The organism is Emticicia agri (assembly GCF_004168285.1).
In the GTDB taxonomy this organism is placed as follows: Bacteria; Bacteroidota; Bacteroidia; order Cytophagales; family Spirosomataceae; genus Emticicia; species Emticicia agri.
Map to the genome: position 1 here is coordinate 17138 of NZ_SEWF01000047.1, position 21567 is coordinate 38704.

Sequence of the window (21567 nt, forward strand, 5' to 3'; positions counted from 1 at the left end):
TATGAAAATATTAAATAAAAAAATAGGGATTTTATCACTGGCTATGACCATTAGCTTGTCTTCCTGCAATGAAGACTTCCTGACCGCTGTTCCTGAACTAAGCTTGTCAGATGCTACGGTATTCTCAACTCCTGCTCGTGTTGAGTCGCAGGTAATCGGTTTGTATGGTTCTGCTAAAAATGGTGCTCTTTTCGGTGGTCGTTATTTAATTTACAATGATATTCGTGCCGAAGAGTTTGTAAACCGTACTACCAACTCTGTAACAGGTTATTCTACCTACCAAGGTAATCAGGACCCATCTGATACTTATATAGCTAACTTCTGGACACAAGGTTATCTGACTATCAACAGAGCTAACTTGTTTTTAGAAGGTTTAGCAGCTAATCCAAACTCGGTTAGTGCTGCATTAGCCGCTAACTATGCCGGAGAAGCTAAATTCCTGAGAGCGCTTACTTATTTCTCTTTGGTTCAGTTCTTTGCAAAACCTTATGCTTTAGACAATGGTGCATCTCCGGGTTTACCGCTAAGATTAAAAGGAGAAACTTCTTCAGCTAACAATAATCTGGCAAGAAGCACCGTAGCACAAATCTATGATCAGGTATTGAAAGACCTTAACGAAGCTGAAAGTCAATTGCCTGATAATTACAGCACGCCTTTATTGCGTACAACGAGAGCACACAAAAACACGGCTATTGCTTTAAAAACCCGTGTATTGTTAGCGAAAAAAGATTATGCAGGTGTTATTACAGAAGCTAACAAAATTGTTTCTGCGGCTGCTCCTTTTAAATCACCAAACCGTGTAGCTCATGAATTACAAGCAGATGTGGTATCTGTTTTCAGAACTCCCTATACTTCTGTTGAGTCTATTCTTTCGTTCCCGATGGCTGAAACCAATGCTCCTGGTACACAAAACCAGTTAGGTTATTATTTCAATGCGGGTAACGTAGAATACTTTATCAATACAGGTCCTACAGGTATTTATTCAAATCCGCAATTCAGAGCTTCTGATGACCGTAAAGCTAAATTGACAGTGCCAACTACCAGCGTAGCTGCGTTCCCATCAAGCACTAAATTCAGTGGTGTATCACCTTATATCGATTTCGTTCCGAATATCCGTTATGCCGAGGTATTATTAAACTTAGCTGAGGCTGAAGCTGAAGCAGGTAACCAAACCCGTGCATTAGCTTTATTACAAGCAGTACACAATCGTTCGGATGCAGGTTATGATTTCGGAACACTTGATAAAGCCGGATTAATTACTGCTATCTTAACAGAAAGACGTATTGAGTTATTTGCAGAAGGTTTCCGTACAAATGATATCTTAAGAAGAGGCGAACCTATCAACTCTTTTGGCGCAGGTGCTATGATTCAACCATCTGAGGCAAGATATATTTTCGGTATTCCTTTAGCAGAGACTCAAACAAACCCTGGTATCGGAAACTAAAAATTCTGTTCTTTATTATTTTTGCAATGGGTTGTCTGAGATTCTCTCAGCAACCCATTCTTTTTAAAACTTAATTTTATACATGATGAAACGATTTGAAAAGCTATTAATTATCAGTTGTCTGGCATGGAACTCATCTTTTGCACAGATGGCTGTATCTGCCGATGTGTTAGGAGGCACGCCTTTAACAGGGCAAGCCTATATGAATGTAAAAGGAACACCGTATTTGCTCGAAAACTGGGAAAAAGGAAGTGTTACTTTAGCATCAGGCAAAAAATTTGAAAACCTTGACCTGAAATTTGACCAGGTGATTAATCAGGTAATTTTTCAGGATGCCGATGGTAGCATGAAAGCCTTCAGCCAACCGATAGCCGCTTTTACCATTGGCAAAGATGCCAACGAGCATGAGTTTATGAGAGGAGTAGATGGGATTTACTATGAAAAACTGGTAACCGGGAAAATTACACTATGGAAAAAGAATCATAAGACTTTGATTGACGAAAAACCGTATGGTTCGGCCACTGTACAGAGAAATATACTGAATAATAATACCTATTACGTAGGAGAATTGACGCAACTCGCAAAAATTAAAACTGATAAAAAATCAGTTCTGGAGTTAATGGCAGACAAAGCCAATGATATAGAACAATACATGAAAAAGGGGAAACTCAGCCCTAAAACTGAAAGTGATTTAGTAAGGGTTATTATGTATTATAATGGTTTGTAGCCTGAAAGCTACTGGCTATAAAAAGCCTGTTTCTTCAACCGGAAACAGGCTTTTTATACTTATACATAATACCCTTCAGGTACTTGCACGTAAAAAGAATAATTTGAAAAATCCCTTTATTCTTTTAAAGATTTAGTAATTTGCCCCTGTTTTTCTGTGATACGATATTTGCCTTAAAAGTACCTCTCCTATTGCAGTAAAGTGACTAATCTAAACACCCGAACCTACTTGATAATTTAATGAAAAAACTGTTTTACCTGCTGGTATTATTACTTCCTGTTTTTAATAGTTTAGCCCAAGACCCCTGGTGTACAACCAAAGCCCCCACTCAGAGTCAGAAAGGTATTTTCCTTCAACAATTTCAGCTACAAGAAACTATGAGAGCCCGTAAGGGGGAAGAAACTGTTACGAATGTAGCGCTTAAAATTCACCTTTTAAGTAAATCAGATGGAAGCATGGAGTTGTTTGACAACGATATAAAGGAGTTGATGGATAGCCTTAATATGCACTTTATTGATGCTAAAATTCAGTTTTACCTCTGTGGAGGAATAGATTATATCAACGATGGCACTTTTTATAAATTCGATACACGATCAGAAAGTGCTTTCTGTAAAGTACATGATGTAGACAATGCCATTAATTTATACCTGGTTAAAGAGTTTACCGATCCCGGTCTTGGCGGGTACGCTTACTTTCCGAACTCGGATAAAAAAACTAACCGCATTTTCTGTGCTTATAAAAATCGCACTGATTTGATAACTAAAATCTTGCCTCACGAAATGGGTCATTATTTCGGGTTATTACATACTTTTCAGGACGCAGGCTGGGAGGGCTACTCAGAAGTAGTTTCACGTGGCGAAAAAGCAAACTGTGCCTATAGAGGTGACCTGCTGTGCGATACCCCTGCCGACCCTTATGGCAGTGTAATTTCTGACATAAAAAACTGTGAGTTCAGCAGTAACTATGTAGATGTAAACGGCGACCGATACAGCCCACAGATAGGCAACCTGATGTCTTACTACCGGGGATGCGGTAATTTTTTTACGCCGGGTCAGATAGGGATGATTAAAACCGGATTGCTGGTAAGACTTATTCAGGATAACAATAGAGCCAATGCTTATAGCATAGATTGCGAAGGGGTCAATTCAAACCAGATAGTAACAAAAGATATTTACCTGGATGGCGTAAGAAAAACGCAGGAAGGGTGGGTACGTATATGCGTTGAAAAACCTTTTGTGATTACTTTTAATGCTACCGGAAACTTTAAATCTGACAACGAATTCAAGGCCACGCTGATTTCTTCAAGGCGAAATTTTTCGGCAGAGATAGGCAGTGGCAAAGGCAATGAAATCACTTGTAAAATACCAAAAGATTTTCCGGTCGATCTGGCTTATTGCTATATACAGGTAACTTCTACCAGTCCTGCCATTAGCAGTAGTTTTTCTTCTTTTGCTATTTATGGCAATAAAATACCCACAGCCGAGATAAGCGGCAATTACAATATATTTGAAAACGAAGAAATAGCCGTGCCTATCAAACTCAGTGGAGGTATTGTGCAGATGAGGCTGAATAATAATGATTTTCGTGAATTTGGTGTGGACCCTAACCCTAAGCTGTATTTCAGGCAGCAGAAAAGCACAACCATCAGTTTTACCCGTGTCTGGAACGAGTGCGGTGACGGTGTGGGCAAAGGGCAGATTGAACTGAATGTGATACCAAAACCTGTAGCCCGTAATTTCTCAATCGGCAATATATCAGGCACTTATCTCTGCGAAGGAAAGCCTATGATGCTCAGTATAAAGGCAGATGGTATTTTTAATCAGTTTAACACATTCAAACTTTTCCTTTCAGATAAAGACGGGAATAATTTCAAGGAAATTGCGCACAATACAACCACAGGTGGTGTATTAGAATTAAAAGTACCGGAAGGAATGCCTGTTGGAGATAATTACAGAATCAAGGTAGTTTCAAGCAATCCGGCTATTGAGTCTATCTCTCAGGATTTGTCTGTGCAAGCAAAAGCTATAGCTGTACTAAGTGGCGATACCACTATTTATAACGGCCAAAAAGCACAGCTACAGATACACCTCTTAGGTAAAAAACCTTTCACATTAGTTACTTCTCAGGGAGATTCACTTATCAGTGCTGAAAACTTTTTCCAATGGCAGGTCTCTCCTACCGAAGATAAAGTTTTTTCTTTAAAATCTGTAAGTAATGAGGCTTGTGGCAACGGTACAGTACAAGGCAATGCAGCCGTAAAAGTTAATTACGGGCTTAGAACCTCAACACTTAACTTCCCTTTTGTCTGTGCTGGCAGTGAAATAAAAATACCGTATGAAGTGCAGGACGGCGTTGTGATGGAAAACGAATACATGATTCAGCTTTCTGACAAAACAGGTAAAAACTTTACGACCATTGGCAACAGCAGTAAGAATCCATTAACGGCTGTTATTCCGGCTGATATACCCGAAGGGAGTAATTACAGAGTAAGAGTGGTGAGTAAAAGTGGGGCATATATTGGTAGTGAATCTAATGAATTTGAAATCAGACAAAAGCCATCAGCCTTTCTTGAAGGTTCACTGGTAGGTAATAAAGGCACTAAAGCTAACTTAACCGTAAAATTGACAGGAGGAGGCCCGTGGAATGTCGCATTAAAATCAGAAGAGGGTATTTCTACTATTAGCACAACACAGAACCCCACGCTGATACCTGTTACACTTGGCAATAGCACTACCTATACACTGGAAACTATATCAAATGCCTGCGGTACAGGACAAAGCTACGGACAGGCTGTAAGTAATGTGAGAGAAAAAGTTGAAAACTATTGTGTTCCGTTTGTTAGTGCCAATCAGCAGTTGCCTTATGGTAGAATTACACGCGTACGCCTGACAGATATGGATGGCCGCATGTTGCTCAATAGTTTTGATATAAAAATGGGGGTACGCAACTATACAGATAATACAGCTATGGTAGCTAACCTGAAACCCGGAGGCTCTTATAATTATGATATAATCTCAAGCGATGGAGGCAGTGAAACCAATTTCTGGTCAGATAACTACTATTATATAGTGGCATGGATTGATTATGACCAGAATGGCCGATTTGACAGAAATGAAACCTTTGTTGAAAATGCCTTGGAGTATTCATGGGCCAAATTCACGGTTCCTGAAAATGCCAAAAGAGGGCTTACCCGTATGAGAGTAAGAACCTACAGAGAAGACCCTGAATCTGTATTAAATAATGCCTGTGCCTCTATTTATGGCGGAGAAACAGAAGATTATACCATTAATATTACTGACGATGCCCCCAATTACTCTGCCGAAATAAAATTTGATGAAAGAGCCTTATGTAAAGTAAAAGAATATGAGTTTCCTTTCGAAGTAACAGGTACTTTTGCCCATGATAACACTTTCAGAGTAGCTTTATACAATGGTTTCGGCAATTTTTTAGGTTATATAGGTGAAGGCAAAACAAGCCCGATAAAGATTAAATTTCCAACAGATATTCCTGTCGGGGCAAATTATAAGCTAAAATTAGTTGCTTCTGCTCCCTATTATGAGGGTATTTTCACCAAAGCCTTTCGTATTAACGATACTCCAACTGCTACCCTTAGCGGAAATCAGAGAGCTTATTTCGGACAAGCCATGCCGCTCAATATTTTATTAGAGGGTGGTGCAGACTGGAGTTATTCGGTAGGTAATGGAGTAAACAATGGCGGTGGAGGAATGTTTAATGCCTCGCAAAACAAACTAATCATTGATTATCCCGGAGAAGCCTCTTACTTGACTCCTACCCCCGGAATCTATGATTTTAAAATGAACAGGGTGATTAATACAGCTTGTGGAGATGGCAAAGTACAGGGAAGTGCCCGCTTAGAAGTATTAGAGCCTGACCCATCGGCTGTTTATATTTCTAAAATAAAAACTCAATTTTCAGGCTGGATGTTTACACAGGCTATTTATCGTTGCAAAGATTATAACTACTCATCACGTATTTCTTTTGAAACCAAAGGCATATTTGATAAAGACAACTATTTTACCTGCCACCTGATTAGCCCTGATGATAAGTTTGTAGCGGTTGTTGGTTATGCCAAAACCAATGAATTGTATCTCGATATTCCTCCTAATATTGATGGGTATGGCTATAAAGTAAAGGTTATTTCATCAGCACCTTACTCAGAGAGTCCGCTTTCTATGCCATTTGCTATTATGGCTAAACCTGCCGCAAATATATCGGGCTATAGTGAAATACTCCCCGGCGAGCAGGCTACCATTCAGTTATCGTTAACCGGTAGAGAACCCTGGGATATTACCCTATCAGACGGAACCAGTATCGTTACAGGTATTCCGGTTCAGTCCTTAAAAGTATCTCCGGCTTCTACACAAGTATATACTATTAATCGTTTATATGCTTATCCATGTATTGGCGAAACAAGTGGCTCGGCTACTGTAAAAGTATTAAAACCAAGAGCCACCGGACTAAGAGTTCAGCAACCGAATGAGATATGTATTGGCGGAAATATGGTTTTAGGTTTCCAGTCAAACGGTACTTTCAGAGAAAGAAACCATTTCAAGGTAGTTTTATCTGATAATAGCGGTGCCAGATTCAAGGATATGGAAACAAAACTTATCAATGACTCGACCCTGTATTTCTCTATACCAACTACCGTACCCCCCGGCGACGATTATAAAATTAAACTAATATCCACCAGTCCTTACCTTGAAAGCGATATTACCAATACATTCAGGCTCAGACCTGTAAGTACGGCTACTATCAGTAGTGAGGTAAAATCGGTTTATGAGAAAGCTACTATACGGCTGAGAGTTGATTTTACTGGCGATGCACCTTATACTATTGAGTTGTCTGATGGCAGACATTATGAAAACATCACGCAGAATCCTTATTTTATTGACTTAAAAGCTACAGTTGGTATTGATAAATACACCATTAAACGTGTAAGCAACAGTTGCGGACAAGGAAAAACTTCGGGTATTGTTACTTTAAATATAATGCCTTTGCCTGTGATAACTACACAGCCTTTAAGCATTAATTCAGTTTGTGCCGGAAACCGCATATTTGTACCTTATATAATCAGTAATGGTGAGTTTCAGGCTGATAATGTATTTAAGGTTGACTTATTTGATGTTTCAAATAACAGTTGGAGAGTACTTGAAACCACTATGAAAAACGATAGTTTATTTGCGGTTATTCCTCTTAATTTATCAGGAGGCACCTATACTGTGCGGGTAAACGGAACCAGCCCGTCTATCATCGGGTCTTTGTCAGATTCAAGGTTTACGGTCAGAACTTATCCTGTTGGTAACATCAGCGGTAAAACTTCTGTCATGGAGGGAGATTCAGCCAGTTTTCTGTTAACACTTTCGGGAGATTCACCCTGGACAATCAGACTCTCAAACGGCACAGAGTTGAAAGATGTAACAAGCAGTAATTTCCCGATTAGTTTTATTCCACAAAAATCAGAGACACTTACCATTACCTCTGTCAGAAATATATGTGGTGAGGGTAGTTTTACGGGGCAAGCCGCTTTTGTGGTGCATAAGTTGGAAGACATTGAAAATCTGGTAAAAATTTATCCGATTCCATTTCAGCAGGAAACCAGACTCTATATCGATGAAGCACTGCTGAAACAGGCAGCCTATTATACGGTTACAGATATTTTAGGTAGAGTAATTCTTACAAGAACATTTGAATCTACCCAAACCCCCATTGATTTGAGTTTCTATCCTGCGGGTATCTATTATACCCGAATTTCTACCAGTAAGAAACAGTTTTTCAGGAAAATAGTCAAATAAGAACACGATGGCAGATAGTAAATACTACCTGCCATTTTTTTAAGACACCTCTTGACACTTGCCTTTGCGGAACTGTTTAGGAGCTTGGTTTGTTCTTTTGTATCCGGTTCTATAGGAGTCGTCAGGCTGGTCAGGTTCCGCTAATTTGTCATAAATAGTAAAGAAGCCAAGGCAAATAAATCATTTTTTATAAAATGATTGGGCAGAAAATGGCGTTAAAGAAACGGTGTTGATAAATTATTAACTTAAACGCATGCTTAAAAATTAAGATTTTAACCTATAAACCCGCTACGCTGCGGCCTGTATGGTCAAAAAAATTAGGCTTAAACATGCACTAACTATTAAGCTATGTCCAACTTCTTTCAGCAGATTTATTTTCTGATCGCCCTTAGTTTTGCATTACCCTCAGCAAACACAATTACTTCAAAAAATAGTAATTCCGAAAACATCAGCCGCAAAAATACAGTTACTACTATGAGTGCTGTAGAAATGCTGTACAATGATTGCCAACTGAATGGTATAGTGGATTACAAGGCCTTTGAGCAATCAATGGCAGGTTATGAAAAATATCGTCCTGCAAAGTCAATTGTTACCATTGTTGATTTCAATTTGCCCTCTACTCAGGAACGTTTTTTTGTGATAGACATATTACAGAAAAAACTATTGTTTTCGTCCTTAGTAGCACATGGCAGAAATTCAGGCGATAATATGGCTAATAACTTTTCTAACGAAATGGAATCTCACAAAAGTAGTTTAGGATTCTATACAGTCGGACAAATCATTCAAAGCCCCAAACATGGCATGGCTTTGTTGTTAGCAGGTTTGCAGAAAGGTATTAATGATAATGCTCGTCGTCGTGAAGTTATTATTCATGGAGCAGACTATGTAAGCACCAGTTTTGTAAAACAACATGGCCGATTAGGTCGTAGCTTTGGCTGCCCTGCTTTACCAAACGAACTGATACCGCAAGTTGTGCCTGTTATTGCCAATGGCAGTTTATTATATATCCATAGAGAAAATTCACACATAGCTTATGCTAAAAGGTAAAAAGGTTGCTGTTATTGTTTGTATTATTTTAACTGTTGTTGTCAGTGTAACCAGTTGTAAAAAGGGCAAGAAAAATCGCAGAAGTGTATTGCCCGATTCGAGTATTTACTCATCAAAGAACTTTACTGATATTCTGCTGGATAGTACTATTGTTAATAACTTTTTCAAAACTGTTTCTGCAGAAGATACTATCAGAGAAGAGGTAAAAGAGTTTTATGCCCGTCGTTCCTATCAGTCGGCCTGGTTTAATAAAAACGGGCTGAACAATGCTGCTCAGAACTTTTATAGCCAACTAAAAGGCTATACCTATGATTTTGCTGACAGCAGTTTTCAGAATGTTGAATTAGACAATCTGCTTGCCAGTGCTGAGAGTGATGAAAAAGATTTCTTAGACCGCAAAGCAGAAGTGCAAAGATTAGAGCTTCTGCTTACTACTACTTTCTTTAACTATGCCATAAAGGCTTATGGAGGTATTGCCAAAAACCCACTCGATTTAGAGTGGTTTATTCCGCGTAAAAAGAAGAACTATCAACTCCTGCTCGACTCACTGGTTTCATTAAACAAGGGTGAAAAGGTAAGAGAACCCGTCAATCTCTATTATATCCGTCTGAAAGAAAAACTAAGAATTTACCGGAATATTGAGCGGAAAGGCGGCTGGCCGAAAGTAATTACGGCTAAAAAACAACTCATAACAGGCGATAGAGATTCAAGCATATTAGCAGCTAAACAAATCTTGTTTATGATAGGCGATTTTCGTTTGAAAGATACAAGTATGACTTTTACTGATTCGCTGAAAAATGCAGTTGTTCGTTTTCAGCATCGCATGGGTTTAAAGGAGTCAGGCAATCTTGATGTAGCCACCCTGAAAGAAATAAATCAGCCTGTTCAATTCCGTATTCAGCAGATTATGCTGAATATGGAACGATTAAGATGGGTACCTGAAGAGTTAGAAAAAGACCACCTGCTGATTAATATTCCTGAATATATGTTACACGTTTTTGAAAATGGCAAACAGGTCTGGACAATGAATGTAGTAGTAGGTAAAACAGCTTCGCAGACCACTATTTTTAAGGGTAACCTTTCTACCATTGTGCTGAATCCATACTGGAACATTCCACAAAGTATCATACGCAATGAAATACTGCCACAGTTGAAACGGGGTACCGGGTACCTGACCCGAAATAATATGGAGGTATTATCGGGCAATAAAGTTATTAACCCGTCAAGTGTTGACTGGAGTAACTATACCAAGAATGTGCCTTACATTATCAGACAAAAGCCCGGCAACAAAAACTCTTTAGGTAAAATGAAGTTTCTGTTTCCTAACAGTTATAATATTTATCTGCACGATACCCCATCCAAAGGGCATTTCGGTGATTCAAAAAGAGCATTCAGTCATGGTTGTATCCGTTTATCAGACCCTAAAAAATTAGCGCTTTACCTGCTGAGAAATAATACCGAATGGAAGATAGAAAAGGTAAATGAAGTATTAGAAACCGACAAAGAAACAGGCATTAAAGTAACTCCTGCGATACCTGTTTATATTGTGTATTTTACAAGCTGGGTTGATAATACCGGGCAAATCAATTTCAGAAATGATTTATATGGGCTTGATGCCAAGCTTGCGGCAGAGATATTCGGGGAGTAAGTATTAATTCAGATTAAGACCAAAAGCTATACCCACCCAAGGTTTGGATTCATAAATCCAAACCTTTTTATTTTTATCAAGCAGGTTATCTATACCTAAAGACAGACCCACAGTAAAATTATTAATGGCCAGAATCCCTGCCAGACCTTTATTCCAGACCACTCCATCATATTCCTGATTTATCCTGTTGAACGTATTGGTTGGCGTCATGGCAGTATTGCCCAAACCATTAAATACCCCAAAAGAAAAACCATAGTGCGTTATATTTCGAAAAGAGAGATTGAGGAAATCAGGTTTATAACCCACCACGTATTTATCTATTCTGTAACCCAGATAAACGGCTCCATTTAAATTAGTATTAAGTTGTGCAGGCACATCCAGACGGGCAAAACGGTATTTCAGAGGAATTGTTAAAAAGTCAATGTCAAAACTTTGCTTAGAGAAAAAACTTTTTTCTCTACTTTTCTCTTTAATATGTTCAGGATAAAAGTCACTGATACTTAAACTGTCAATTACGAGTCTTTGGTTGATTAATCTGATAGTGTGAGTACGCAAAACATCGTCTTCTACATCGACATATACCTTTTTGGTTACGCCATTTTTCTTTTGCAGGTATAATCCGTCAACCAACGCTGTTTTGGGCGTGGGTCTTATCACACTACAACTGGCGAGTAGTAAGCTCGAAATAATAAATAGATGTTTTTTCATGTATCGTTTTGGTTGCTCAAATATACATATTAGCAGATATAAAAACAGTAAAGCCTTGAACTTGTGGGTTCAAGGCTTTACTGTTCCTATCTATCAAAATTCACACTTCTCTCTAATTCAGAAATTCTTTGTCTCTGTCGTTATTAACAGGAGAGTTTTCACGAATTTCATTGTATCCTCTGTTATCTGTTATGTTTCCTTCTTCAGACTTCTGGATACTTTCATCACGTCCTTCAACCGCTTCTCTCAAATCAGCTTCTTTTTCTTTTATTTTTTCCTGCCGCTTTTCCTCTTCTTTCTGTTGAATTTCCTGTGCTTCTTCTCCATGTTCTCCCCTTGGGTCTTCATTACCTATCGACGAATCAGTACCACCTGTATCCATGCCTGAACTGATAGAGGAACCATAAAACTTAGGTTGCTCTACGCGTGGATACCCCTGTTTTCCTGGATAATTGATTTCATCCGGCGATTGGTCTGGAATAATATCCGGCGCAGTTGGCGGGTCAAGCTCATTTCTTAATGGTGGATTATCCGACCCTTCGCCTCTGTCATCTTTGTCGGCTACACGCTCATTAATGGTTTCTTGTTCTTTCTCTGCTGTACGTTCCGGTTCCGACATAGGTCCGTCCCAGGTTTTTTCCGGTTGTGAAGTATTTGGCTCAATTGCTTCGTTGTCACTCTGACTATAGAAGCTGTTATCTTGATCTTTCATATAGTTGTGTCTTTAATTTGTAGTAATTAAACTAAAAACTCTATGCCATACAGTATGATGACTAAATGATGTGAAAGAAGATACTCAAATTGTGGAGAAAGGAACAGGCAGAACGGAACAAGGAGTATAGAAAAAAATAAAAGAGTCCACGGTAAGAATTTCTGATTGTAATCAATAATGCCCAATTAAGTAAATAATCTTTTTAAAACCTACTTTATTCATAACCCTGACTTTTCGGATTGCTTGATACATTGGTCGATTTAAAAGAATAGGAAGTCTACTTTATAAATAGATTATTTGTCGGAGAATGAAATAATTCGTAATATTCTGTCTCTTTTTATATTTAAAAGCCAATTCTTAAACGTCAATTCAACCTCCATTAATTTATGAAAATTTTATTAAGCGCTCTATACCTTTGCTGTGTGCTGAGTTTTTCGGTTACAGCTCAAACTCCTACGCTGACACAAGCCTGGGAAAGCGATACGACACTTACCACACCTGAATCTGTCTTGTATGATGCCAAAAATAATGTCTTATACGTGTCTTGCATCAATGGCAAATCAGTACCTGAAAATAAGGAAAGCTTTGTTGCCAAAGTGGGTTTAGATGGCAAAATTCAGCAAAGAATCATGACCCCTGGCTTGAATGCCATTAAGGGTATGGGCATTATTGGTAATAAATTATATACAGCCAGTTTTTTTGCCATCAATGAAATTGACTTAGCCACCGGAAAAGTAGTGAACAACTATACCGTGCCGGATGCTAAAATGCTGAATGATATTACTATTGACGAAAAGAATAAAACCCTTTATGTAACTGATATGCGTGCCAATAGCGTATGGAAACTAAAAGATGGTCAATTAGAAAAGATTCTTGAAGGTGGGCTGCTTAAAAACCCTAACGGACTGTTTTATGACAATGGCAAATTATTGATCGGAAACGGCGAAGGTATTCTATATTCATACGATACTAAAACCAAAGACCTGAGCAAATTTGCTGAAGGCATGGGAACAGAAAAAAGCGGTATTGACGGCATTGAATCTGATGGCAAGAAAGGCTATTTTGTAAGTGAATGGAGAGGCAGAATATGGCATGTAACACCGGAAGGGAAACCAAGCTTATTGTTAGATACGATTGACAAACCAATGAATACAGCAGATTTTGCCTATGTTGCTAACAAAAAAATGCTTTTTGTACCTACTTTCCTGAAAAACAAAGTAGTGGCCTATAAAGTCAACTAATCCACCAACCTCTTCAGCCTTATATCCTATTTTAAAATCCGAAATGAACATTTTTACAAAAAACACCTCTTTATTGTTAACCGGAAAAGCACTATCATTTATTGTTTGTTTGTGTTTGAGTATCGTATGTATACAGGTTTCTTTTGCGCAGAATGCAGGAAAATTAAAATTGAAAGGAAAAATTGTAGATGCACAGTCGAGCGCAGCGCTATCTTATGCCAGCGTCCGGTTGTTTAAATTACCTGATAGCTCGTTTGTTACAGGAAATATCACCAACGATACCGGAGATTTCTTGATTGATGCTCCTGCCGGAACTTACTATGCCTTGTTGGAATTTATTGGCTACAAGGCTACCAAGACTCCTGTATTTTCTTTAACACCCGATAATTCTCCGCACGATTTAGGTACACTGAAGATTGCCACTTCGAGCCAGACCCTGGATGAAGTCGAGGTACGAGCCGAAAAAAGTTCTATGGAAATGACCCTTGATAAACGTGTGTTTAACGTGGGTAAAGACTTAGCCAATGCTGGTGGCACAGCCGTTGATATTCTTACCAATGTACCTTCGGTATCGGTAGATATTGATGGTAACGTGAGTTTGAGAGGAAGCAACAACGTCAGGATTTTAGTAGATGGGAAACCATCGGGACTGGTGAGTATTAAAGGTGGTAGTGGTTTGCAACAATTGCAGGGAAGCAGTATCGAAAGAATCGAAATTATCACCAATCCATCGGCACGGTATGAGGCGGAGGGTATGAGTGGTATCATTAACATTATTCTGAAAAAAGAGCGCAAAGAGGGATTTAATGGTTCATTTGATGTCATTACGGGTATCCCGACTAACCTTGGTCTGGCGGCTAATGTGAATTACCGCCGTAAAAATCTGAATTTCTTTGTTAATTATACGGCTTCTTATCGGAATACGCCCGGTAGAAACTCCCAGTATCAGGAGTTTTATCATGGCGACTCTACGCTGATTACCCAACAAAATTCTACCAGTAGTTTAAAAGGCCAGAATAATAGTGCCAGAGCAGGAATTGATTATTTCTTTAACGAAAACAATGTATTAACGGGTTCGTACTTATGGAGAATCAGCAAAGGCAAGCGTTTTTCTGACATCAGGTACCGAGATTATCTGAATAACCTCAATAATTCGACAGGTTATACTAATCGTACACAAGATGAAACAGAAACGGAGCCTAATTCAGAATATGCCATTTCTTATAAACGTAAGTTTGACAGAAAAGGGCATGAATTATCGGCTGATGTACGCTACTTAGATAACTGGGAAGACTCTGACCAGTATTACAATCAGGCTACTTTCAAACCTGATGGCAGTGCATCTGATATTCCGGCTATTTTACAACGCTCACTCAACTATGAAACCGAAAAACAATTATTGTTTCAGTTAGATTATACCCAACCTTTTGCCAAAGATGGTAAGTTTGAATTAGGTGCCAGAAGTAGTTCGAGAGACATGACCAATGATTTCTCGCTGACTCAACGTGGAACAGATGGCACGTGGTTTCCGATTGCAGGTTTTACCAACGATTTCCTGTATGAAGAAAATATCAACGCTGCTTATGGTATTGTAGGCAATAAGGTCAATAAGTTTTCTTATCAGATAGGTGTTCGTGCCGAATGGACTCATGTAACTACTACTCTGAAAAAAACTAATGAGGTAAATCCACGGAAATACAATAACCTGTTTCCGAGTGTGCACCTTACTTACGAGTTTCCAAAACAGAATTCGATGCAAATCAGTTATAGCCGACGCATCCGTCGCCCAACTTATAATGATTTGAGCCCGTTTTCTACCTTCAGCGATAGCCGTAACTTTTGGAGTGGGAATCCTGATTTGAATCCTGAATTTACTGATGTGTATGAAATAGGACATATCAAGTACTTTGAGACAGGTTCTATCAGTTCTTCGCTATATTACAGATTTACCGATGGGAAAATTGTTCGCATCAGAACCGTAGATGCAACCGGTAGTTCTTTTACCCGTCCGGAAAATTTAGCTACTGAAAATTCGTTTGGTTATGAGTTTACTACCTCACTCTCTCCTTACAAATGGTGGAAAATGGATGGTAGCTTTAACTTCTTCCGTGCCATTACAAATGGTGCTAACTTTGATGCCAGTCTGAAAAGCGATACCTATAGCTGGTTTACACGTCTGACTTCACGCTTCACATTCTGGAAAAATACCGACTTCCAGATAAGAGGTAATTACGAAGCACCGCAACAAACCCCACAAGGTCGCAGAAAAGCCATAGCGGTAATGGATCTGGCTGTAAGCAAAGATATTCTTAAAAACAATGCGACCCTTACCCTTAATGTAAGCGACGTTTTTAACTCAAGAATTTACCGCTCTATCACCGAAGGCGTAAACTTCTATACCGAAAGCCGTGGCCAGGGCAGATTAAGACAAGTAAATTTAACATTTAACTACCGTCTGCACCAGGCTAAAAAGAAAACCAGAGAGCCTGCTGAGGGGGATTTTTGATAGGGATTATAGAATAGTATTTGAGCCACAATTATATAAACGTTAGTATAATTGTGGCTCTTTTGTAAGAATTAGTAGATTTTCTAAAGAATGAATAGGTATTTAAACTTTATAGAGGTAAATAACAGGAATATTCAGACTAATCTAAGCCAGTTAATTAGTGAGGATATTTATTTAGAAGATTTATTTAAGAAAGTTGAAGCTGACAATCAATTAAAGTCTATTGGTATTGATTATGCGGAATTATTATATGGAATTAATAATAACCCCAATTTACTTAAATATCAAGAGTTAAATTTTCTTTATCGTTGGACACTTAATATTTTTTGGCAAATATATGATAAAGGATTTATGCGATCTCTCGTATACTCAGAAGTACAAAATCATGGATTTTATGATTTTTTTCTTTTGCAAAAAACTTCTATTATAGAAGTTTTTTTACAAGAGCTATGGAATTTCTTAGACCCTCTTAAAAAGTATAAATTCATTCCTAAAGGCTATATTCTATCTCAACCAGAATGTTATAATTTCGTATCCTATTTGTGCGCTTTAGCAGTATTATTTAATAATGGTAATGATGCAAAACAGTATTTAGCGCAAGAAACAACTAATCATTTATCAAAGTCTTTGTTAAGATATAATTTTATGCAGCAAAGAATAGAATGTCTTCAGCAAAAGGAAGATATAAATGAATTTTATCAAAAAAATAAAAGCGTTTTAGATGTTATTGGGCATTATAGCGGTTTCAACAATTATAACCTCTTGGCGAAATCATTCCCTATTTTTCTTGAATTAAAAGAGAAAATCAATAAAATAGATTCTGATTCACGTATTTGCATTCAAGATTCATTGTACTCTCAATAAATCTCCAAACTGTATCACACCGGAAAATACAAACTAAACGTAGCGCCTTCATTCTTCACACCTTCGGCAAAGATGTAGCCATTATGCAATTGCATGATTTTTTTACATAAGGCAAGGCCAATACCTGTTCCTTCATATTTATCTGCTGTATGAAGACGAGTAAATATCTTGAATATTCTATCGTTAAACTCATTTTCAAAGCCAATACCATTATCGGCTATTGTAATTCTGGTATAGAGTCGGGCATCGTCCGGTTCCGGCGAAAGGCCAGGTTCTTTTGATTGACTGATGTTAATCATTGCCGGAACTCCTTCCTTGTTAAACTTTAAAGCATTCCCAATCAGGTTACTGAAAAGCTGATGCACAATTACCGGAATACCCGTTACCGAAGTCAGATTTTGAGTAGTGATAGTAGCATTCTTTTCTTCTATTTCCTCATGCAGTCCTTGTTTTACTTTTTCAATCAGTTCCTGTAGATTAATTGCTTCAAATGATTTCTCCGAATGTCTGATTTTTGAATAATTAGTAATATCAGAAATAAGCCTTTGCATTCTATTAGCCGAAGCATTCATTTTCTTCAATGTATTACTCACATCAGGCGATATATTTTTATCCAAATCTAATAGTCTTGAAGAAAACAACTGGATTTTTCTTAGTGGTTCTTTCAGGTCATGTGTGCTTATCCAACTGATATTTTCGAGTTCAAGATTCGATTCTTTCAATTGCTTGGTCAATTCTCTTTGTCTGGCTTCTTCTTCGGTCAGCAATATCAGCGTAATAAATTTCTGCAACGAATACGAGAAAGTAGAAGCAGCCGTCTGCTCTGTTTTTGTCCACTCGTGCGAGCGGCATTTGACAATCTGCTGATATTTCTCAAACGATTTTCTGGGTGATAGCCCATTGGCATCTTTTACAATAGCTTTTTCGGGGTCGCCACTCCAGTTAATTTCTTCCAGACTTTCAGGCCTGAACCAGACAATGGTTTCGTCGTGCACTACGCCTAACTGATAGTAGAGAATACCTGAGGCGGTTGCACACCATTCTTGCGCTTCGGGTAAATGTTCAGGTAGGCTTGAAGTACTATAAAATCCTTTAGAAGCCTTTTTCTTCGCCCAGGCTGTTATCTTTAAAATGCTCTTATCATCAGGGGTCTTACCTGCTTTATACACAATATCGTTCAGCACCACAGCTACTCCACCTGCATTGGCAATTTCCAATATCTGCGTTTGTTTCACTAAATCTTGTAACGATGCTCTTTCAGGCGCAAAACTCAGATTGAGTAAAGTTTCTAACGATTTGTTGATATTAGCCGCTACGGTATATTCCTCTGCCATTTCTCTTACCTGAATCTGTGAAGTAAGAAAATGCCCTTGTAGCTGTGCCGCAATGCGGGTGTAATGGTCGATGTATTTATAAGAATAATGGTGGCAGGCAATGAGTCCCCATAGTTTACCCTCATGTATCAACGAAATAGTGAGAGTAGCACCCACACCCATATTTTTAAGATATTCAACATGAATCGGCGAAACACTTCTCAGGGTTGAATGACTTAAATCCAGGCTTTCGTTAGTGGCATTTTCTTTCGTAAAAATCGGAACAGGTGTATAATTAATATCAACTATCAGCCTCAGCAGGTTCTTGATATACAATTGTCTTGCCTGTAGCGGAATATCGGTATGTGGATAGTGCAATCCAAGAAATGGCTCATGTTCATCTACTTTACTTTCGGCAAATATTTCTCCGTTATAATCTTTATCAAAACGATAAACCATCACCCGGTCATAGCCTGTCAATGCCCTTATTTCGGTAGCAACACTATGGCTTAATTGCTGTAAAGTCATGGCCTGACCCATGTATTTGGCAAAATTGATAGCCTGGTCGTAAACAGTAGATACCCGTGGAATATACTCAGAAACCGGTTCAAATTCACAAATCAGTAAATCAATGCTTCTATGAATAACGCACTGAAATTGAGTATTTTCTATATTCACAATAAGCGGAGTAGTAACTCTATCCTGCAGATGATTGATATAATATCTGAATTCAGCCAACTGGTCGGTTCCTATCAAAACCTCAATGGGCTTTTGTAATACTTCTTCTACTGTTAGTACAGAAAAATCGTTGACATTGGCACTGGTATATCTGATTACAAAATCTGCGTCAATGGCAATTAAAAACCCATGTGGCTGAATACTGCCCGGCACATGAATAGGCTCTTGCTCACAATTTGTCAGATTAACAATTTCTCTGTTTACTATATCCTTCAATTTCATTAGCTACTGCTCAAAATAATTTTTTATAGATATAAAAGTATCTTTTGCTCCTGTTATAATTTCATCATCACAGTCATGAGTTGCTGAATATTCCTGCAATATATGCAAAAAAGTTTTCCAATACTGCCCGGTTTGGTCGCCATATCCGTCAAAATAAGAACCTCCCTGCTCAGGATTAATCCCTAAAGTTTTAGAAATGTGTTTTAAAATAACTTTACCTCCTAAAGTTGACCCTTCCATTACATACATACAACCCAAAGCATAACCCACCGAAGAATTCTGCTCTCCTGAAGCTGAAAAAATGGGCAAGCCTGAAATATCAGACGACAGGTAGCTTAAATCTTCATCTATTAATGGCAGTTTTTCTCTTTTTTGCAAATCAGGTAGTGCATCATTCAAAGCCGGAAATACTTCGGCTTCGTAAAAAGCCACTATTTCTCTCATTTTTTGCAGATAAGCCACATAGTTTTCCTGAGCAACGTGTTCATTCAGGAGTGCTACCGACAAGGATGTTTGTTCTAAGGCAGAGTGAAGTGTGCTGGTTTGGGTACGGAGTTGGGTAAGAATATTAGCTATTGGATTCATACATTATTTACTATTGGTAATGAAAGATTTTGCTTTAAGCATAGACAAAATCTTTGAATTGCAGTACTTCCGGGTCAATTTTCCAGTTAAAACTTAATAATTCGGCAAGAATACCTTTAAATTTTGAATAAGAGTTAGGTTTACATACATATAAAGTAGCCCCTGATTCTTTTGCTTTAGCGATAGCATCAGTATCGTTAGAAGTAGAGAGAATTACCACAGGCAAATCTTTAATTTCGGAATTTTGCCTCAATTCCGATAAAACCTGAAAACCATCTGTAAAGGGCATATTCAGGTCGAGAAATAAAATATCGGGTTTGTAATTTATTTCTTTCAGACGATTCAATAGCTCTGAACCATCACTTTGAAACTCAATAGAAGAATCGGGATGAATTTCATTGATGATTTCTTTGAAGATTTCCTTATCGTCTAAATCATCATCTGTGTAGAAAATATTATAATTCTTAGTTTTCATGAAATCAGTTAAGGGAAGGATATTCTATGTATAACTCTTTTTATGGTGGATATAGTATTTTACAATACTAATTAATAACTATGCCTCTATTAGTATTATAAAATCAAAGTTCAATAAAAACGCTTAAAAAACATAATTTTTTAGATGATTTAATATAAAAACAAGGAAATTTCAATCAAATATGAGTGTAAAATGACCTTTTAAACTGGGTAAAATAATTTTTATCATTAGCAACAAAGCTATGGCAAAAAAAGAAGAGCAAAGTTTCCTTTATTCTGCTCAGAAAGATATCTTAAATAACCTAAAAGGCATGAGCTAAGTCTTTATTTTGAATTGAGATAATAGCTATATTTAAGAATTCTATGCGTACACTATTAAAGACTAAATAATAGAGGTAATAAAATGTAAAATATTCATCACTCTGAGGAAAAACGCACTCAATACAATCTTTCCTCTGCTATCTATAATGTTTATAGCAAGGCTGGCACAAAGTTTTTAGTTATTATGATGTGAGTATGAATAGAGGTAAGTGAGAATATTAGAAAATAAAAGATGATATATTAACCGCGGCACGGTTACACTCTGACGACTTTAACCGTGCCACGGTCGAAAGAAATATGGATTTAAAAAATCCAATATACCGGAAGTGAAGAACAATAGTTCTAATCTTCCAGATTCCGACAATGCCAAACAGAAAAACCAGTAATGGTTAAAATTCAAACAGTAAGCATCCGGAATTATACATAAATGTGATGGAACGCAGTTCTTACGACAATTGAGTTATTTATTAAACTCTCTCTGGTAATTGTGCATTTCATCACATTTTTTTATAGATAAAGTGCTAAACCTCTCTTCAAATGCTTTTCTTCATCTTCTGTAATAAAGCCAAATAGTTTTATGTACCCGTTCAGCACCTGAATCAGATAAAACACATCAATCTCAATTCTTACTTCAGATTTATCCTTTCTGGTTATGTCAGTTTTTAGAAAATCTTTACAAGCGCATACAATCCTTTAATATGTAGATTATACTACTACACCATTTTAAAATAGTTTGTTGAAAAGAGAGCCAAAAAGGCGAATTTTGTAGCGACGAAGCAAACAAAACTCACACCCAATGACTCTCACAGACAAACTTAGCACAATCAAAGGTAAATATCATAAAAGCATGATAGAAAATGTAATGATGGTATTGACAGGTTTACTGACTAGTAAAACGACTAATCTTTACAAGATGAAAGACGATATGGCAAAGATAATGGACAAAAAAGGTTTAAAATCAGGTAGTTATTATCAACGTTTAATTCGGTTTTTCAATAGATATAGTTCAACGAGGCTTTTTATAGACTTATTACTATGGGTTATCAACAGCCTTATTAAGAAAGCAGATAATTTTTTTTGGATGCAACAGAATGGAAAATCGGTTCTTTTGAATTACACGTTTTAGTATTGGCGGCACAAGTAAAAGGTGTAGCCCTACCTGTGTACTTTAAAGTTTATGAACATAAAGGTGTATTATCAGAAA

The 21567-nt window shown here is 37.6% G+C and carries 13 protein-coding genes; 8 read left to right on the forward strand and 5 right to left on the reverse strand.

From position 1 onward, the window contains the following. Window position 1 precedes the first annotated feature (1 nt). The 5 genes from EWM59_RS22520 to EWM59_RS22540 all read left to right on the forward strand — a co-directional run bounded on the left by EWM59_RS22520 (window position 2) and on the right by EWM59_RS22540 (window position 10679). Window positions 2-1444, forward strand: coding sequence for a RagB/SusD family nutrient uptake outer membrane protein (locus EWM59_RS22520; protein WP_130023510.1), 1443 nt, complete (start codon window positions 2-4; stop codon window positions 1442-1444). Between the two features lie 82 nt (window positions 1445-1526). Continuing rightward, window positions 1527-2171, forward strand: a complete 645-nt coding sequence (locus EWM59_RS22525) for a hypothetical protein (RefSeq protein ID WP_130023511.1) — start codon at window positions 1527-1529, stop codon at window positions 2169-2171. A 239-nt stretch (window positions 2172-2410) separates the two neighbouring features. Further along, window positions 2411-7984, forward strand: a complete 5574-nt coding sequence (locus tag EWM59_RS22530; RefSeq protein WP_130023512.1) for a GEVED domain-containing protein — start codon at window positions 2411-2413, stop codon at window positions 7982-7984. Window positions 7985-8332: 348 nt separating this feature from the next. Then, window positions 8333-9031: a murein L,D-transpeptidase catalytic domain family protein gene (locus EWM59_RS22535; protein WP_130023513.1), complete on the forward strand. Its 699-nt coding sequence runs from the start codon at window positions 8333-8335 to the stop codon at window positions 9029-9031. Next, entirely contained in the window at window positions 9018-10679 is a 1662-nt protein-coding gene (locus EWM59_RS22540; RefSeq protein ID WP_130023514.1) for a L,D-transpeptidase family protein, read from the forward strand. The genes EWM59_RS22535 and EWM59_RS22540 overlap by 14 nt, the downstream gene beginning before the upstream one ends. A 3-nt stretch (window positions 10680-10682) precedes the next feature. Here the strand turns inward: EWM59_RS22540 and EWM59_RS22545 are convergent, their stop codons facing one another. Together EWM59_RS22545 and EWM59_RS22550 are read right to left on the reverse strand one after the other, a co-directional pair. After that, the gene (locus EWM59_RS22545) at window positions 10683-11387 is read right to left on the reverse strand and encodes a hypothetical protein (protein WP_130023515.1); all 705 of its coding nucleotides are present in this window, start codon (window positions 11385-11387) and stop codon (window positions 10683-10685) included. 112 nt (window positions 11388-11499) lie between these two features. Continuing rightward, a complete protein-coding gene (locus EWM59_RS22550) occupies window positions 11500-12099 on the reverse strand; it encodes a hypothetical protein (RefSeq protein WP_130023516.1) in 600 nt (199 codons plus the stop codon). A 386-nt stretch (window positions 12100-12485) separates the two neighbouring features. Between EWM59_RS22550 and EWM59_RS22555 the strand changes: the two genes are divergently transcribed. From EWM59_RS22555 to EWM59_RS22565, 3 genes are all read left to right on the forward strand, one after another. Then, window positions 12486-13340 (forward strand): SMP-30/gluconolactonase/LRE family protein, encoded by an 855-nt coding sequence (locus tag EWM59_RS22555; RefSeq protein ID WP_130023517.1) that lies wholly within the window; start codon window positions 12486-12488, stop codon window positions 13338-13340. Between the two features lie 43 nt (window positions 13341-13383). Then, a complete protein-coding gene (locus tag EWM59_RS22560; protein ID WP_130023518.1) occupies window positions 13384-15846 on the forward strand; it encodes a TonB-dependent receptor in 2463 nt (820 codons plus the stop codon). 90 nt (window positions 15847-15936) lie between these two features. After that, window positions 15937-16710, forward strand: coding sequence for a hypothetical protein (locus EWM59_RS22565; protein WP_130023519.1), 774 nt, complete (start codon window positions 15937-15939; stop codon window positions 16708-16710). Between the two features lie 14 nt (window positions 16711-16724). Here EWM59_RS22565 and EWM59_RS22570 read toward each other — a convergent pair whose 3' ends face one another. Genes EWM59_RS22570 through EWM59_RS22580 form a run of 3 tightly spaced genes read right to left on the reverse strand, consistent with a single transcriptional unit; the run spans window position 16725 to window position 20043 of the window. Continuing rightward, a complete protein-coding gene (locus EWM59_RS22570; RefSeq protein ID WP_130023520.1) occupies window positions 16725-18983 on the reverse strand; it encodes an ATP-binding protein in 2259 nt (752 codons plus the stop codon). Between the two features lie 3 nt (window positions 18984-18986). After that, window positions 18987-19568 (reverse strand): biliverdin-producing heme oxygenase, encoded by a 582-nt coding sequence (locus EWM59_RS22575; protein WP_130023521.1) that lies wholly within the window; start codon window positions 19566-19568, stop codon window positions 18987-18989. A gap of 34 nt (window positions 19569-19602) precedes the next feature. Then, window positions 19603-20043, reverse strand: a complete 441-nt coding sequence (locus EWM59_RS22580) for a response regulator (RefSeq protein ID WP_130023522.1) — start codon at window positions 20041-20043, stop codon at window positions 19603-19605. Between the last annotated feature and the right edge of the window lie 1524 nt (window positions 20044-21567).

Bases quoted from the DNA above. Each gene is read 5' to 3' on its own strand.
- EWM59_RS22560 (WP_130023518.1), top strand. From the start codon at position 13,384: ATGAACATTTTTACAAAAAACACCTCTTTATTGTTAACCGGAAAAGCA.
- EWM59_RS22580 (WP_130023522.1), bottom strand. From the start codon at position 20,043: ATGAAAACTAAGAATTATAATATTTTCTACACAGATGATGATTTAGAC.
- EWM59_RS22545 (WP_130023515.1), bottom strand. From the start codon at position 11,387: ATGAAAAAACATCTATTTATTATTTCGAGCTTACTACTCGCCAGTTGT.
- EWM59_RS22570 (WP_130023520.1), bottom strand. From the start codon at position 18,983: ATGAAATTGAAGGATATAGTAAACAGAGAAATTGTTAATCTGACAAAT.
- EWM59_RS22530 (WP_130023512.1), top strand. From the start codon at position 2,411: ATGAAAAAACTGTTTTACCTGCTGGTATTATTACTTCCTGTTTTTAAT.
- EWM59_RS22540 (WP_130023514.1), top strand. From the start codon at position 9,018: ATGCTAAAAGGTAAAAAGGTTGCTGTTATTGTTTGTATTATTTTAACT.
- EWM59_RS22550 (WP_130023516.1), bottom strand. From the start codon at position 12,099: ATGAAAGATCAAGATAACAGCTTCTATAGTCAGAGTGACAACGAAGCA.
- EWM59_RS22525 (WP_130023511.1), top strand. From the start codon at position 1,527: ATGATGAAACGATTTGAAAAGCTATTAATTATCAGTTGTCTGGCATGG.
- EWM59_RS22575 (WP_130023521.1), bottom strand. From the start codon at position 19,568: ATGAATCCAATAGCTAATATTCTTACCCAACTCCGTACCCAAACCAGC.
- EWM59_RS22520 (WP_130023510.1), top strand. From the start codon at position 2: ATGAAAATATTAAATAAAAAAATAGGGATTTTATCACTGGCTATGACC.
- EWM59_RS22555 (WP_130023517.1), top strand. From the start codon at position 12,486: ATGAAAATTTTATTAAGCGCTCTATACCTTTGCTGTGTGCTGAGTTTT.
- EWM59_RS22535 (WP_130023513.1), top strand. From the start codon at position 8,333: ATGTCCAACTTCTTTCAGCAGATTTATTTTCTGATCGCCCTTAGTTTT.
- EWM59_RS22565 (WP_130023519.1), top strand. From the start codon at position 15,937: ATGAATAGGTATTTAAACTTTATAGAGGTAAATAACAGGAATATTCAG.